This window comes from Chelatococcus daeguensis (genome assembly GCF_001887265.1).
Taxonomy (GTDB): Bacteria; Pseudomonadota; Alphaproteobacteria; order Rhizobiales; family Beijerinckiaceae; genus Chelatococcus_A; species Chelatococcus_A sambhunathii.
In genome coordinates this window covers 3530284-3544487 of sequence record NZ_CP018095.1, presented here as the reverse complement: position 1 = coordinate 3544487, position 14204 = coordinate 3530284, and the positions used below count along the sequence as shown (strand labels likewise).

General features: G+C 68.9%; 15 protein-coding genes. 2 read left to right on the top strand and 13 right to left on the bottom strand.

All coding sequences use genetic code 11. From position 1 onward, the window contains the following. Positions 1–10 precede the first annotated feature (10 nt). Together grpE and BOQ54_RS19880 are read left to right on the top strand one after the other, a co-directional pair. On the top strand, positions 11–634 hold the full coding sequence (gene grpE / locus BOQ54_RS16845; RefSeq protein WP_063189692.1) for a nucleotide exchange factor GrpE: 624 nt from the start codon (positions 11–13) through the stop codon (positions 632–634). A 59-nt stretch (positions 635–693) separates the two neighbouring features. After that, a complete protein-coding gene (locus tag BOQ54_RS19880) occupies positions 694–1185 on the top strand; it encodes a VOC family protein (protein WP_145979792.1) in 492 nt (163 codons plus the stop codon). Here the strand turns inward: BOQ54_RS19880 and BOQ54_RS16835 are convergent. The 13 genes from BOQ54_RS16835 to BOQ54_RS16775 form a co-directional block, all read right to left on the bottom strand. Then, positions 1106–2068 carry a hypothetical protein gene (locus tag BOQ54_RS16835; RefSeq protein ID WP_055460757.1) on the bottom strand — a complete coding sequence of 321 codons (963 nt, stop codon included), beginning with the start codon at positions 2066–2068 and terminating at the stop codon, positions 1106–1108. The two genes, BOQ54_RS19880 and BOQ54_RS16835, sit on opposite strands and share 80 nt — an antisense overlap. Positions 2069–2127: 59 nt before the next feature. After that, positions 2128–2748 (bottom strand): alpha-ketoglutarate-dependent dioxygenase AlkB family protein, encoded by a 621-nt coding sequence (locus BOQ54_RS16830; RefSeq protein ID WP_071924335.1) that lies wholly within the window; start codon positions 2746–2748, stop codon positions 2128–2130. Between the two features lie 18 nt (positions 2749–2766). Continuing rightward, positions 2767–3387, bottom strand: coding sequence for a 2,3-bisphosphoglycerate-dependent phosphoglycerate mutase (locus BOQ54_RS16825; RefSeq protein WP_055460755.1), 621 nt, complete (start codon positions 3385–3387; stop codon positions 2767–2769). A 23-nt stretch (positions 3388–3410) separates the two neighbouring features. Beyond that, complete coding sequence (gene dapB, locus BOQ54_RS16820; protein WP_071924558.1) at positions 3411–4217, bottom strand: 4-hydroxy-tetrahydrodipicolinate reductase; 807 nt, start codon at positions 4215–4217, stop codon at positions 3411–3413. Between the two features lie 121 nt (positions 4218–4338). Beyond that, positions 4339–4890: a GNAT family N-acetyltransferase gene (locus tag BOQ54_RS16815; protein ID WP_071924334.1), complete on the bottom strand. Its 552-nt coding sequence runs from the start codon at positions 4888–4890 to the stop codon at positions 4339–4341. Beyond that, positions 4862–5173: a DUF1330 domain-containing protein gene (locus BOQ54_RS16810; protein ID WP_019403854.1), complete on the bottom strand. Its 312-nt coding sequence runs from the start codon at positions 5171–5173 to the stop codon at positions 4862–4864. Before BOQ54_RS16810 ends, BOQ54_RS16815 begins: the two co-directional genes overlap by 29 nt. A gap of 11 nt (positions 5174–5184) precedes the next feature. After that, a complete protein-coding gene (pyrF, locus tag BOQ54_RS16805) occupies positions 5185–5892 on the bottom strand; it encodes an orotidine-5'-phosphate decarboxylase (protein ID WP_055460753.1) in 708 nt (235 codons plus the stop codon). Continuing rightward, positions 5865–6497, bottom strand: coding sequence for a histidine phosphatase family protein (locus tag BOQ54_RS16800; protein ID WP_071924333.1), 633 nt, complete (start codon positions 6495–6497; stop codon positions 5865–5867). The genes pyrF and BOQ54_RS16800 overlap by 28 nt, the downstream gene beginning before the upstream one ends. A 3-nt stretch (positions 6498–6500) precedes the next feature. Then, positions 6501–7100 carry a class I SAM-dependent methyltransferase gene (locus BOQ54_RS16795; protein ID WP_055460751.1) on the bottom strand — a complete coding sequence of 200 codons (600 nt, stop codon included), beginning with the start codon at positions 7098–7100 and terminating at the stop codon, positions 6501–6503. Positions 7101–7175: 75 nt separating this feature from the next. After that, positions 7176–8345, bottom strand: a complete 1170-nt coding sequence (gene dnaJ / locus BOQ54_RS16790) for a molecular chaperone DnaJ (RefSeq protein WP_071924332.1) — start codon at positions 8343–8345, stop codon at positions 7176–7178. Positions 8346–8485: 140 nt separating this feature from the next. Then, positions 8486–10399, bottom strand: a complete 1914-nt coding sequence (gene dnaK / locus BOQ54_RS16785) for a molecular chaperone DnaK (protein WP_055460749.1) — start codon at positions 10397–10399, stop codon at positions 8486–8488. A gap of 292 nt (positions 10400–10691) precedes the next feature. Continuing rightward, entirely contained in the window at positions 10692–11597 is a 906-nt protein-coding gene (locus tag BOQ54_RS16780) for a bifunctional helix-turn-helix domain-containing protein/methylated-DNA--[protein]-cysteine S-methyltransferase (protein WP_055460748.1), read from the bottom strand. Positions 11598–11850: 253 nt separating this feature from the next. Next, a complete protein-coding gene (locus tag BOQ54_RS16775; protein WP_071924331.1) occupies positions 11851–14133 on the bottom strand; it encodes an NADP-dependent malic enzyme in 2283 nt (760 codons plus the stop codon). Positions 14134–14204: the final 71 nt, after the last annotated feature.

Sequence of the window (14204 nt, the reverse complement as noted above, 5' to 3'; positions counted from 1 at the left end):
ACGGAACAGCATGACCCAGAAGCCGACCCGACCCGAGCCGGTCGACGAGACCCTTGCCGCGGCCGATGCTCCTGAGAATGCGGCGCCGGAGGCGGCGCAGGCCGCGAGCGAGGCACTCGAGGCCCTCGTCAGCGAGCGCGACGACCTCAAGGACAAGCTGCTGCGCACCCTGGCCGAGATGGAGAATCTGCGCCGGCGCACCGAGCGCGAGGTGGCGGACGCGCGCGCCTATGGCATGACCAGCTTCGCCCGCGACATGCTGACAGTCGCCGACAACATCCAGCGCGCACTTGAGAGCGTGCCGCCAGAGGTGCGCGACAGCGACACCGTCAAGCCCTTCGTCGAAGGCGTTGAACTGACCGAGCGCGACCTCCTCAAGACGCTCGAGCGGCACGGTGTGCGGAAGCTCTCCCCTCAGGGTGAGCGCTTCGACCCCAACCTGCATCAGGCGATGTTCGAGGTGCCGGACCCGAGTGTGCCCAACGGCACCGTGGTCCAGGTGGTGCAGGCGGGCTTCGTGATCGGCGAGCGTGTGCTGCGGCCGGCCCTCGTCGGCGTCTCCAAGGGCGGCCCCAAGCCCGGCAACGGGGATAACGACGCGACCGCGCCGGGTGGCGAGCCGAAGCTCCAGTAAGCCGGGCGCGGGCACCCCCTCCCTGGCCACCTCCGTCGGCAGACGTTGTCGTCCCGCCTTTGGAGGGACGATGCGTTACCACCGGCGGAGGAGACGATGCCCGGCACCTTCGTAGGAAACGAGCTGGCACCGACAACGTCGAGGCGATCAAGACTTTCGATGCCGCGAAGCTCGGCTGGAGCTTCGCGCCCTTCGCCATTCCTGACGGCGATTATTTCGTCGCGAGGGTCGGCGAGACCTTCGCCGGCGGCGTGACGGGCCTTGCCTGCGGCGCCCTGCCGGAAGCCCGCGAGCCCTACTGGTTCTCCTTCATCAGCGTGGCCGACGTCGATGCAGCGATCGCGCGGGCCCTCGCCCTCGGCGGCAGCATCGTGCGCGCGGTGGTCGACGTCCCCAATGTCGGTCGCGTCGCCATCGTGCGCGATCCGCAGGGGGGCGCCGATCGGCTGGATGACGCCTGTCGGCTGAGCCTTACGAACCGACCGACAGGCCGGCGGCGATGGTGCGGGCGCGCTGCTCGAGGTCGCCGCGCTGGTTCTCGCGCGCCATGACGACGAGGCGCAGGTAGTTGGAGCGCTCGAACCGTACGATCTGCATCAGGAACAGGCGCTGCTTGGTGCGCACGTCATCGGCGGTGGCGACGATCTCGTGCATTGGCACGCCGTTCTCGTCCTTGCCTTCGATGCGCTGGATGGCGAGATTGGCGATTCCGGGCAACGTGGAGAAGGCCTGCTTGGCGAAACGGTCCTGCTCCAGCGTGCCGGGAATGGCCGCTTCGCCCGAGGAGACGATGACGAGCGGCTGCTCGGCCTCGCGCACCACGTCCTTGGGGCCCTGCGTCATCAGCACACTGTTGCCGGTGGCGACGCGCACGATGCGGAAGCCGGCGAGTTCGCCCATGCGGAAGGGCAGGGAGGCGAGTTGCTCGTCGACGCCCGGCGGCGCGCGGAAGGCGATCGTCTTCAGGCTCTTCTCGACGGTTGCGCTGTCATAGCCGGCGGTCGTCGCTGGCGCCTGCACCGTCACGAGGGCGGTGGTCTTGCCGTTGGTCGCCACCAGAATCCATTTATCGAAGACGGTGGTGCCCTGTTTCTGCGTACCCTCGACGAGAAAGGCCTTGAGGCCTTTGCCGAGCGCGAAGGGCGCGCGCTTGCGCACCGTGACGCCCTGGCCCTTGAGCGCGTCGGCATTGAAGCCCTTTTCGATGTCGGCATAGGCCTCGGCCGGCATTTCGACGATGATGATGCTGGCGCCCGCCCTCTCGTCGACATAGCCGGAGAACTGGCCGGCCGGCGTCATCGATGGTGGCGGCTCGAACCCGACGCTGAGGCCCGGAAGGAAGGGCGGCTCGGCGGCGCGCACGGAGGGCGCGGCGCTCAGGCCCGCGACCACCACGAGGGCCATCGTGACAAGACGCGGCAGCAGGGATGCCATACGCTCGTTCTCCTTGCGGGGCGGGCAGCGTGGCGGTGCCGCCGTCCGATGATGGTTTGTCAGGGCCGCGTGACGCGGCGCAGGGTCAGATTGATCCGGCCCGGCTCGCGGAGCAAGGTCGAAGTGCCCGGCATGATCCTGTCGATGCCGTGAAAGGCGAGCCGCGCCGGCCCACCGAAGAGCAAGGCGTCGCCCGAGGCGAGGCGCAGCGAGACCGTGGGATCGCGCCGGCCGGTGCCGCCGATGCGAAACAGGGCGGTGTCGCCGAGCGACAAGGAGAGGACGGGCGCGTCGAAATCCTCCTCGTCCCTGTCCTGGTGCAGACCCATGCGCGCGCCGGGGCCGTAGAAGTTGACGAGGCACGCCTCCGGCGGATGCGGATAGCCGGCAAGCGCCTGCCATGCCTCCATGAGGGCGGCGGGGATCCTGGGCCATGGCCTGCCGGTCTCGGGATGGGTCGGCTGATAGCGGTAGCCTGTCTCGTCCGAGACCCAGCCGAGCGGGCCGCAGTTCGTCATGCGCACCGAGAAGGGCTTGCTGGTGCGCGGCATGCGCGGGGTGTAGAACGGCGCCTCGCGCGCCACCTCGCGCAGGGCGGCGGCGAGCGCGTCCTGCGCCGGACGGTCGAGATAGCCGGGCCAGTGCAGGACGCCCGGCCGCAGTTCCAGCGCCTGTGTCATCGCCCTCGTGGCCGAACCTCAGCCCTTGAGCACGTCCTTCGATTCGACCGTCGTGTCCGCCTTGAGGCGATAGACGAGCGGCTCGCCCGTGGCGAGCTCCATCGTCGGGATCGTCTCGGGTGTCAGCCGGTCGAGCACCATCACGAGGGCGCGCAGGCTGTTGCCGTGGGCGGCCACGAGCACCTTCTCGCCGCGCATCACGCGCGGAAGGATCTCGCCGATGTAATAGGGCAGCACGCGGGCCGCCGTGTCCTTCAGGCTCTCGCCGCCGGGCGGCGGCACGTCATAGGAGCGGCGCCAGACGTGCACCTGCTCCTCGCCCCACCGCTTGCGCGCGTCGTCCTTGTTGAGGCCCGACAGCTCGCCGTAGTCGCGCTCGTTGAGCGCCTGGTCGCGGATGGTCTCGAGGTTCTCCTGGCCGAGTTCCTTGAGGATGAGGTCGCAGGTGTGCTGCGCGCGGCTAAGGTCCGAGGTGAAGGCGATGTCGAAGGTGAGGCCGAGCGCCTTGAGGCGCTTGCCGGCGGCCTTCGCCTCGGCCACGCCCTGCTCGGTGAGGCCCGGATCCTTCCAGCCGGTGAAGAGATTTTTCAGGTTCCAGTCGCTCTGGCCGTGGCGGACGAGGACGAGAAGACGCTCCATTGGTATCTCCGGATCGGGTTGGCTTACAGCGCGGCGATGCCGAGCACGTCGGACATGGTGTAGAGGCCGGCCGGGCGCTCGCGCGCCCACAGCGCTGCGCGCAGGGCGCCGCGGGCGAAGAGCGCCCGGTCGTCGGCCTTGTGGGTGAGCTCGATGCGCTCGCCGTCGCCGGCGAAGACCACGGTGTGCTCGCCGATGACGGAGCCGCCGCGCAGGGTGGCGAAGCCGATGTCGCCGGCCCGGCGCGCGCCGGTGTGGCCGTCGCGCACCCGCACGGCATGCTCGCGCAGGCCGACCGCGCGGCCCTCCGCGGCAGCTTCGCCGAGCATGAGGGCCGTGCCGGAGGGGGCGTCCACCTTCATGCGATGGTGCATCTCCAGCACCTCGATGTCGAATTCCGGCCCGAGCGTCGCCGCGACGCGGCGCACCAGCGCCGTCAGCAGGTTGACGCCGAGGCTCATGTTGCCGGACTGGACGATCCGCGTCGTGCGCCCGGCCTCGGCGAGCACGGCAAGATCGCTATCCGTCAAGCCGGTTGTGCCGACGACATGGACGATGCCGGCCGCGGCCGCGGCGCGGGCGAAGGCGGCTGTGGCGGCGGGGGCGGTAAAGTCGATGACGCCGTCGGCCTCGGCGAAGGCGGCCGCGACGTCGTTCGTCACCGGGATGCCGAGGTTGCCGGTGCCGGCAAGATCGCCCGCGTCCTTGCCGATGAAGGGCGAGCCCTCGCGCTCGACGGCGGCGGCAAGCGCCGTGCCGGGTGTCTCGTGCACGGTTTTGACGAGCATGCGCCCCATGCGTCCGGCTGCTCCGACGACGACGAGTCGCATGTCCGCCATGGTGTCTCTCCCGCGCTGGCCGGCGCCGCTGCGCCCGGCCGTGGCCGGTGGTATAGCGGCGCGGGGGGCTTGCGCCAAGACCGCGCCTGCAAGGACCGCGCCCGCACCACCCTCAGGCGAGCGCCAGCACCATGGCGGCGCGGCGGGCGGGATCATGGCCGTGCCGCGCCTCCTCGGCCAATTGCTCGCGCAGGAAGGGCGGCTGCTCCTCCGGCGCCATCTCGCGAAAGCCGAGCGAGGCGTAATAGGGCCCGTTCCAGGCAATGTCGCGATAGGTGGTCAGCGTGACCTTGGCAAAACCCTGCCGGCGCGCCTCGGCGCAGACGGCGGCGATGAGCGCGCGGCCGAGGCCGCGCCCCTGGTGCGGCAGGGCAACCGAGATCTCGCCGATATGGACCATGCCGCCGCACGGCCGGGCGAAGAGGAAGGCGACGGGCACATCGTCCGCATCGGCCGCGACCCAGTGCCAGCCGAGGTGCCGGGCGTGGCTCTCGACCAGCGCGGGCGGCTCACCGGCGACCCAGGCAAGATCGCTCGCCCGGAAGCGTTCGCCGGCCGAGCGCTCCACGTCCGGCAGGCGGGCAAGGTCCGCCGCCTGCGTCGGCCTTATGCGGTAAGGGGCGGGCGCGCCGGGCTCACCCGTCGGACGGCTGCGGTCCGTCATAGCCCTCGATGATGATGATATCGGCGATGGCATGGCCATCGCGCTTGGCCTTGGCGGCCTTGTACTCGGGCGAGTGCCAGCAGGCGACGGCGGCCTCCCGGTCCGGGAACTCTATGACGACATTGCGCTGGCGCGCGCCGCCTTCCACGGCCTCGAAAGCGCCGCCGCGCACGAGGAAGCGGGCCCCGTACTTGCGGAAGGCGTCGCCGTTGGCGGCGACATAGGCCTTGTAGGCCTCCGGGTCCTCGACGTCGACGCGGCCGATCCAATAGGCTTTTGCCATTCTCTCCTCCCTCAGGCGGTCAGGTTTGCGGAAATCTCGGCGACGATCGCCTCGGCCGCTGCGCGTGGATCGCTCGCGGCCGTCACCGGCCGGCCGACGACGAGGTGGTCGGCCCCGGCGCGGATCGCCTCGCCCGGCGTCATCACGCGCTTCTGGTCGCCGACGGCGCTGCCGGCCGGGCGCACACCCGGCGTGACGAGCAGCATGGACGGGCCGAGGGCGGCACGCAGGGCGGCCGCTTCGTGCGGCGAGATGATGAGGCCGTCGATGCCGATGTCCTTCGCCTGATCGGCGCGGCGGCGCACGGTCGGCCCGACGCCCTCAGCATAGCCGGCGGCGACGAGATCGTCGTCGTCGTAGGAGGTCATCACGGTCACGGCGAGGAGCTTCAGACCCGTGCCGGCACGCCCGGCATGGGCGGCGCGCATCGTCTGCGGATAGCCGTGGACGGTGAGGAGATGCACGCCGAGCCGTGCCACCTGGGCCGTCGCACGCTCGACCGTGTTGGGGATGTCGTGCAGCTTGAGGTCGAGGAAGACCTTCTTGCCCGCCTTCACGAGCCGCTCGGCGACGGCGAGGCCCCCCCCGCCGTAAACGAGCTCCATGCCGATCTTGTAGAAGCTGACGGCATCGCCGAGCCTGTCGACGAGCGCCAGGGCCTCGTCGGCGCTCGGCACGTCGAGCGCGGTGATCAGGCGATCGCGAGCGTTCGTCTGCATGGACGTATCCTTTGCGGCTGGTCGAAGGGGCGCCAGCCGTGTAGCACCTTCCGCGGCCCGCTGTCGAAGGCGAATATCGGGAAGGCGAAGAGATTGCCGCCGCCCGGCGCCTGGTCGAAGCGCCGTGTGATCGCCTCGCCCGCGAGGTGGCAGTAGAGCAGCGTGCCGACGCCGCCATGGCCGACGAAGCAGACATCGCGGCTGCCGTCCTCGCCCTTGAGCGCGCCTTCGACGGCGGTGACGATGCGCCGCTGGGCGTCGCGGGCCCGTTCCCAGCCGCGGATGCTCTCGTCCGGATGAGCGAAGAAGAGATTCGCCGTCGCCTCGAACTCCGGCGGCGGCAGGAAGCCGGTGGCCGAGCGGTCGTTCTCGTGCATGGCCTCGCGCACCTCGACGGCAAGGCCGAGGTGCTCGGCAAGGATCGTGGCGGTCTCGACGGCCTTGCGCTCGGTGGAGGAGACGATGCGGCCGATACGGCGCGTCCAGGCAAGGCCGGCGGTGTCGCGTACGCGCTCGCGGCCGCGGTCTGACAGGCCCCACTCGGGCACGGGCACGACAGGATCGATGGCGACCTGAGGATGCGTCAGGTAGAAGGCCGTGGCCACGCGCTACGCCCGACGGGCGCGATAGACCCATACGCGTGCCGGCGGCAGGTTCCACCACACGCGGTTGGAGGCAGTCACAGAATAATGCGCGGCGTCCTTCGGGATGGGCGGCACCACCGCGTAGGTGAACTGAACGAAGGGCGCCCCGCTCCGCATCAGGTCGAAGGCGTCGTTCAGCAGCGCGACCCGCATGGGCAGGGGTTTCGTGAACAGCGGCAGGCTAGAGACAACGGCGGCGGCGGGACGGGCGGCGCTATCGCCGAGGGTTTCCGCCAGGCCGTAGGCATCGCCCTCGACGACGGTGGCCGCCGGGAAGCGGCGCCTGAGCAGCTTGCAGAAATCGGGATTGAACTCGACGAGGATGAGGCGCTCGGGCGCCACGCCGCGGCGGATGATCGCCTCGGTGACAGGTCCCGTGCCCGGGCCGAGCTCGATGACCGGGCCGTCGAGATGCGGGTCGACATAGCTTGCCATGGTGCGGGCGAGCATCCGCCCGGAGGGGCTCACCGCACCCGTGACGAGCGGGCGCTCGACCCAGGACTTGAGGAAGCGGGCTTCGTCTTCGAGCGGGGGCTTTTCCTCGCGGCGGCGCAGCTCAATCACGGATCGACACTTTCCGGTCTTTCGGGACGAACAATAGCTGGAACAGCCAGCCGGCGCGGTCAAGCCCCTTGCCGGTCAGGCATTGCCGCTGACGCCGCCGCCGAAGCCTTCGAAGAAGTCCTTGACGCGCGAGAAGAAGCCGGTGCTTTCCGGATGCGTCTCGCGCGAGGATTCTTCCTCGAATTCCATGAGCAGCTCGCGCTGGCGCTTGGTGAGCTTCTGCGGCGTCTCGACCACTACCTGGATGTAGAGATCACCGAAATCACGCGAGCGCAGTACCGGCATGCCCTTGCCCCTGAGGCGGAACTGCTTGCCGGTCTGGGTGCCCTCGGGCACTTTCACGCGGGCTTCGCCGCCGTCGACCGTCGGTACGTCGAATTCCCCGCCGAGCGCGGCCGTGACCATCGAGATCGGCACACGACAGAACAGGTCCGCCCCATCGCGCTGGTAGATGGGATGCGGCTTCAACGACAGGAAGATGTAGAGGTCGCCGCTCGGTCCGCCGCGCAGGCCCGCCTCGCCTTCGCCGGCAAGGCGGATGCGCGTGCCGTCCTCGACGCCCGGAGGGATGTTGACGGAGAGCGTGCGCTCGCGCGTCACGCGCCCCGCGCCCGAACAGGCGGCGCACGGGTCGTCGATGATCTCGCCGCGGCCGTGGCAGGCTGGGCAGGTGCGCTCAATGGCGAAGAAGCCCTGGGAGGTGCGGACGCGGCCGTAACCGCCGCAGGTCGGGCATTGGCGCGGCTGCGAGCCGGGCTTGGCGCCCGAGCCGTCGCAGGCTTCGCAGACGATCGAGGTCGGCAATGTGATCGTCGCGGTCTTGCCCTTGTAGGCGTCCTCAAGCGTGATCTCGAGGTTGTAGCGCATATCGGCGCCCCGTTCGCGGCCGCCACCGGCATTACCGCGGCCGCGGGCGCCTGCGCGGCCCATGAAGTCGCCGAACAGGTCGTCGAAGATGTCCGCCATGGAAGAGGCGAAGTCAGCGCCGAAGCCTTGGGCGCCGTTCATGCCGCCGCCCTGCTCGAAGGCGGCATGGCCGAAGCGGTCATAGGCCGCGCGTTTTTGCGGGTCCTTCAGGGCCTCGTAGGCCTCGTTGATTTCCTTGAAGCGCGCTTCAGCGGCATGGTCGCCAGGGTTGCGGTCGGGATGGTAGCGCATGGCGAGCTTGCGAAAGGCGCTCTTGAGCTCGCCATCAGAAGCGCCGCGCTCAACGCCGAGTATTTCGTAGTAGTCAGCCTTGGCCATGCGACCTCGTCCTCGACGATCGAACCGGGCCGATCCCCTGGGCCTTCTCCATGCGGACGCCATGCCGGCGCGCGGGAGATGAATTCAACATGCAATGACGAGGGGACCCGGCGCAAGCGCCGGGCCCCGTTATGCGCGGGTTACGCGCTCTTCTTCTTGTCGTCGTCGACTTCCTGGAAGTCGGCATCGATCACGTCGTCCTTGGCCTGACCTGCGCCATCGGCGGATTCAGCGCCGGCCTCACCGCCTTGCGAGGCCTGGTAGATGGCCTCGCCGAGCTTCATGGAGGCCTGCATCAGGTCGTTGGTCTTGGCCTGGATGCCGGCGATATCCTCACCCTCGAGCGCGGTCTTGAGGGCGGCGATCGCATCCTCGATGGCGCCCTTCTCGGCAGCCCCCACCTTGTCGCCGTGCTCCTTGAGCGACTTCTCGGTGGCGTGGATGAGACTCTCGCCCTGGTTCCTCGCCTCGACCAACTCGCGCCGCTTCTTGTCCTCGGCGGCGTGGGCCTCGGCGTCCTTCACCATCTTCTCGATGTCCGCCTCCGACAGGCCACCCGAGGCCTGGATGCGGATGGCCTGCTCCTTGCCGGTCGCCTTGTCCTTGGCCGAGACGTTGACGATGCCGTTGGCGTCGATGTCGAAGGTCACCTCCACCTGCGGAACGCCGCGCGGGGCCGGCGGCAGGCCGACGAGGTCGAACTGGCCGAGCAGCTTATTGTCGGCCGCCATCTCGCGCTCGCCCTGGAAGACGCGGATGGTGACCGCCGTCTGGTTGTCCTCGGCGGTGGAGAACACCTGGCTCTTCTTGGTGGGGATGGTCGTGTTGCGCTCGATGAGGCGCGTGAAAACACCGCCCAACGTCTCGATGCCGAGCGACAGCGGGGTCACGTCGAGGAGCAGCACGTCCTTGACGTCGCCCTGCAGCACGCCGGCCTGGATGGCGGCGCCGATGGCCACCACCTCGTCCGGATTGACGCCTTTGTGCGGCTCCTTGCCGAAGAACTGCTTCACGACCTCCTGCACCTTGGGCATGCGCGTCATGCCGCCGACGAGGACAACCTCGTCGATGGCGCCGGCGGAGAGGCCCGCATCCTTCAGCGCCTTGCGGCACGGCTCGATGGTGCGCTGGATGAGATCATCGACCAGGGCCTCGAACTTGGCACGCGTCAGCTTCAGCGCCAGATGCTTCGGCCCGGAGGCATCGGCTGTGATATAGGGCAGGTTGATCTCGGTCTGCTGCGCCGAGGAGAGCTCGATCTTCGCCTTTTCGGCGGCCTCCTTGAGGCGCTGCAGGGCGAGCTTGTCCTTGCGCAGGTCGATACCCTGCTCCTTCTTGAACTCGTCGGCGAGATACTCGACGAGGCGCATATCGAAGTCTTCACCGCCGAGGAAGGTGTCGCCGTTGGTCGACTTCACCTCGAAGACGCCGTCGCCGATCTCCAGGATCGAGATGTCGAAGGTGCCGCCGCCGAGGTCGTAGACAGCGATCGTGCCGTTCGACTTCTTGTCGAGGCCGTAGGCAAGCGCGGCCGCTGTCGGCTCGTTGATGATGCGCAGCACCTCGAGGCCGGCGATCTTGCCGGCGTCCTTCGTGGCCTGGCGCTGGGCGTCGTTGAAATAGGCCGGAACAGTGATGACGGCCTGCTCGACCTTCTGGCCGAGATAGGCTTCTGCCGTCTCCTTCATCTTCTGCAGCGTGAAGGCGGAGATCTGCGACGGCGAATATTCCTTGCCGTCGGCCGTGACCCAGGCGTCGCCGTTGCCCGCCCTGACGATCTTGTAGGGCACAAGGCCCATGTCCTTCTTCGTCATCGGGTCGTCGAAGGTGCGGCCGATGAGGCGCTTGATGGCGAAGAAGGTGCGCTCGGGGTTCGTCACCGCCTGGCGTTTGGCCGGCTGGCCGACGAGGCGCTCGCCGTCGTCGGTGAAGGCGACGATGGAGGGCGTCGTGCGGGCGCCTTCCGCGTTCTCGATCACCTTGGGCGTCGTGCCTTCCATCACAGCGACGCAAGAATTGGTGGTGCCGAGGTCGATACCGATAACCTTACCCATGGATGTGATCCCTCACTTTCAAGCAGACCGCCGTGCCGGATCCCGAAGCGATCCGGCCCATGGCTTGACTCTAACCAAACTCAGGCACATCGCGGCCTTGGCTGTCGCGCTGCGCCCCTAACCGACAATCCGCACGTCGGGCGCGTATATAAGGACAGGCCCTGCGGCAGGCAAGGCGACTGTCACATGCGCCCGGCGGCGGTGTCTTCTGCCATGAGATGGATGCGGGGGTGGCGCTTCGCAAGGCTTGCGACCGCACCTGCCCGCGGCTTGCCCTGAACGGGAGGCGGCTTCAGCCGCCTGCCCGTCCGGCCTCCCAGCCGAGGATGGCCTGCTTGCGCGTAAGGCCCCAGTGATAGCCGGTGAGGGCGCCCGAACGGCCGAGCACACGGTGGCATGGTACGACGAAGGAGATGGGATTCTTGCCGACGGCAGCGCCGACGGCGCGAGCCGCGCTCGGCTTGCCGATGTGCTCTGCAACCTGCGAATAGGTGGTGGCGCGGCCGAGCGGTACCTTGAGCAGGGTGCGCCACACGCGCACCTCGAAGTCCGTGCCGATGAGGACGACCTTGAGCGGCCGGTCGGCCCGCCACATGGCGGGATCGAAGATGCGCGCGGCGAGCGGCCTGGTCACGGAGGTGTCTTCCACGTAATGCGCCCGAGGCCAGCGCCGGCGCATGTCGGCGAGCGCGGCCTCGCGGTCGCCCCCGTCAACGAAGCCAAGGCCGGCGAGGCCGCGGTCCGTGGCGACGAGGATGGCCTCGCCGAAGGGCGAGGGGTGGAAGCCGTAGGACATGACGAGGCCCGCGCCGCCGGCCTTGTAGGCACCCGGCGTCATCGCCTCGTGGGTGACGAAGAGATCGTGCAGGCGACCAGGGCCCGACAGTCCCACTTCGTAGGCCGTTTCGAGTACGCTTGCGGAGGCATCGAGCAGGGCCCGCGCGTGGTCGAGCGTGATCGCCTGCAGGAAGGCTTTGGGGGAGAGGCCGCACCAGCGCCGGAAGAGATTGTGCACCTGCGTCGTCGTCAGGCCTGCATGGGCGGCCATGTCGTCGAGCGAGGGCTGGCTGCGCCAGCGCTCGGAGATGAAGGCGATGATGCGCCGCACGCGCTCATAGTCGCCGGCGGCCGTAGCCGCACCCTCCGTGACGGGCAGGTCGTCGACGGCGGGCAGGGTCTTGATCGCGCTGTCCAGCATGGTCCGGCAAATCCTCCGGCGGCAAGCATAGGCATCGCGCCGGCCCGTGCCACCCGAAAGCTGCTCGGCCTCTCTTTGTCAACACAGCCTAGAGGCAAGTCCGCTCCGCTGACGCCAATCCCGCTCTCCGCGGCGACGACCGCCACTGGGCTGCGCCCCACGACCGCCTCGTCGCCTCCGAGCCGCCCGAGAGCCTCGGGCAGGATCTCGTCGGCGAGACCTGGGATCTCGTCCTGTAGGGCGCCCCTGCCCCTCAGCCGCCGACGTTGAAGGCTGCGAGCGCCGCCATGTTGACGATGTCGCTGTCCTTGGCGCCGAGCGGTACGATCTGTACCGGCTTGTCGAGCCCGACGATGAGCGGGCCGATGACTGTGGAGCCGCCGAGTTCCTGCAGCATCTTCGTCGAGATCGAGGCCGAGTGGAAAGCCGGCATGACGAGCACGTTCGCCGGCCCTGACAGGCGGCAGAAGGGATAGACGCTCATCACGTCGCGGTTGAGCGCGACATCCGCCGCCATCTCGCCGTCGTACTCGAAGTCGCAGCGCCGCCCGTCGAGGATGCGCACCGCCTCCTGCACGCGCTCGGAGCGCTCGCCCGTCGGATGGCCGAAGGTGGAAAAGGCGAGCATGGCGACCCGCGGCTCGTAGCCGAGACGGCGGGCGACGCCCGCGGCCTCCACCGCGATCTCCGCGAGATCCTTCGCGCCCGGCATCTCCGTGATGGCCGTGTCGGCGACGAGGACGGTGCGCCCGCGCGCCAGCACGATGGAGACGCCGATGACCCGGTGGCCCGGCTTCACGTCGATGACGCGGCGCACGTCCTCGAGCGCGATCGAATAGTTGCGCGTCGTGCCCGTCACCATCGCGTCGGCGTCGCCGAGCGCCACCATGGCGGCCGCGAAGTGGTTGCGGTCCTGGTTGATGAGGCGCTGGCAGTCGCGGAAGAGATAGCCCTTGCGCTGCAGCCGGTCGTAGAGGAACTGCGCATAGGTGGCATTGCGGTGCGACAGGCGGGCGTTGTGCACCTCGATGCCGTCCTTGGCCTCGAGGTCGATGCCCGCGAGCCGCGCCGTCTCGTAGACGCGCTCCTCGCGCCCGACGAGGATGGCCGTGCCGAGCCCCTGGTTGACGAAGGAGACGGCGGCGCGGATGACCTGCTCCTCCTCGCCCTCGGCGAAGACGACGCGCTTTGGAAAGCGCCTGACGCGCTCGAAGATGCGGTTGAGCGTGCCCGCCACCGGATCGCGCCGGGCCGAGAGCTGCGCCTTGTAGCCGCGCATGTCGACAATCGGTCGCCGTGCCACGCCCGTGTCCATTGCCGCCCGGGCGACGGCGGAAGGCACCACGTGGATGAGGCGCGGATCGAACGGCACGGGGATGATGTAGTCGCGCCCGAAGCGCGGGCGCGCGCCCTGGTAGGCGGCCGCCACCTCGTCCGGCACGTCCTCGCGCGCGAGGTCGGCGAGCGCCTGGGCCGCGGCGATCTTCATCTCCATGTTGATGGTCGTCGCCTGCACGTCGAGCGCGCCGCGGAAGATGTAGGGGAAGCCGAGGACGTTGTTGACCTGGTTGGGATAGTCCGAGCGGCCCGTCGCCATGATGGCGTCGTCGCGAATGGCCGCGACCTCCTCCGGCAGGATCTCCGGGTCCGGGTTCGCCATGGCGAAGATGATGGGGTTCGGCGCCATGGAGGCGATCATCTCCGCCGTCAGCGCCCCCTTGGCGGAAAGGCCGAAGACGACGTCGGCGCCGTCGAGCGCGTCGGCGAGGCTGCGCGCCTTCGTCTCGGCGGCATGGGCCGACTTCCACTGGTTCATGCCCTCCTGGCGGCCCTTGTAGACGGCGCCCTTGGTGTCGCACAGGATGACATTGTTGGGCGCGAAGCCCATGGCCTTGATGAGTTCCGCGCAGGCGATGCCGGCGGAGCCGGCCCCATTGATCACGAGCCGCGTCGACTTAACGTCCCGGCCGGTCAGGTGCAGCGCGTTGATGAGCCCCGCCGCGGCGATGATGGCCGTGCCGTGCTGATCGTCGTGGAAGACCGGGATGTCCATCAGCTCGCGCAGGCGCTCCTCGATGATGAAGCAGTCCGGCGCCTTGATGTCCTCAAGATTGATGCCACCGAAGGAGGGCCCGAGATAGCGCACCGCGTTGATGAAGGCGTCTGGATCCTCGGTGTCGACCTCGAGGTCGATTGAATCGACGTCGGCGAAGCGCTTGAAGAGGACGGACTTGCCCTCCATCACCGGCTTGGAGGCGAGCGCGCCGAGGTTGCCGAGGCCGAGGATGGCGGTACCGTTGGAGATGACGGCGACGAGATTGCCCTTGGTCGTGTAGTCGTAGGCGAGGCTGGGATCCTCGTGGATCGCCTTCACCGGCACGGCGACGCCCGGCGAATAGGCGAGCGAGAGGTCGCGCTGGGTCGCCATCGGCTTGGTGGGCACCACTTCCAGCTTGCCGGGCCGCCCCTGCGCATGGAACTGGAGGGCTTCCTGGTCGGTGAAGGTCGGGCGGGAGCGGCGCTTGGCGGTATCCATCGTCTTATTGTCTCGGGCGTTTCCTGTCGGGGGCGAGACCTTACGGCAGTCGTGCGATCCCCCTCAAGCGA

Coding starts and splice junctions, on each gene's coding strand:
- grpE (WP_063189692.1), top strand. CDS start 11: ATGACCCAGAAGCCGACCCGACCCGAGCCGGTCGACGAGACCCTTGCC.
- BOQ54_RS16835 (WP_055460757.1), bottom strand. CDS start 2,068: ATGGCATCCCTGCTGCCGCGTCTTGTCACGATGGCCCTCGTGGTGGTC.
- BOQ54_RS16830 (WP_071924335.1), bottom strand. CDS start 2,748: ATGACACAGGCGCTGGAACTGCGGCCGGGCGTCCTGCACTGGCCCGGC.
- BOQ54_RS16825 (WP_055460755.1), bottom strand. CDS start 3,387: ATGGAGCGTCTTCTCGTCCTCGTCCGCCACGGCCAGAGCGACTGGAAC.
- dapB (WP_071924558.1), bottom strand. CDS start 4,217: ATGCGACTCGTCGTCGTCGGAGCAGCCGGACGCATGGGGCGCATGCTC.
- BOQ54_RS16815 (WP_071924334.1), bottom strand. CDS start 4,890: ATGACGGACCGCAGCCGTCCGACGGGTGAGCCCGGCGCGCCCGCCCCT.
- BOQ54_RS16810 (WP_019403854.1), bottom strand. CDS start 5,173: ATGGCAAAAGCCTATTGGATCGGCCGCGTCGACGTCGAGGACCCGGAG.
- pyrF (WP_055460753.1), bottom strand. CDS start 5,892: ATGCAGACGAACGCTCGCGATCGCCTGATCACCGCGCTCGACGTGCCG.
- dnaJ (WP_071924332.1), bottom strand. CDS start 8,345: ATGGCCAAGGCTGACTACTACGAAATACTCGGCGTTGAGCGCGGCGCT.
- dnaK (WP_055460749.1), bottom strand. CDS start 10,399: ATGGGTAAGGTTATCGGTATCGACCTCGGCACCACCAATTCTTGCGTC.
- BOQ54_RS16780 (WP_055460748.1), bottom strand. CDS start 11,597: ATGCTGGACAGCGCGATCAAGACCCTGCCCGCCGTCGACGACCTGCCC.
- BOQ54_RS16775 (WP_071924331.1), bottom strand. CDS start 14,133: ATGGATACCGCCAAGCGCCGCTCCCGCCCGACCTTCACCGACCAGGAA.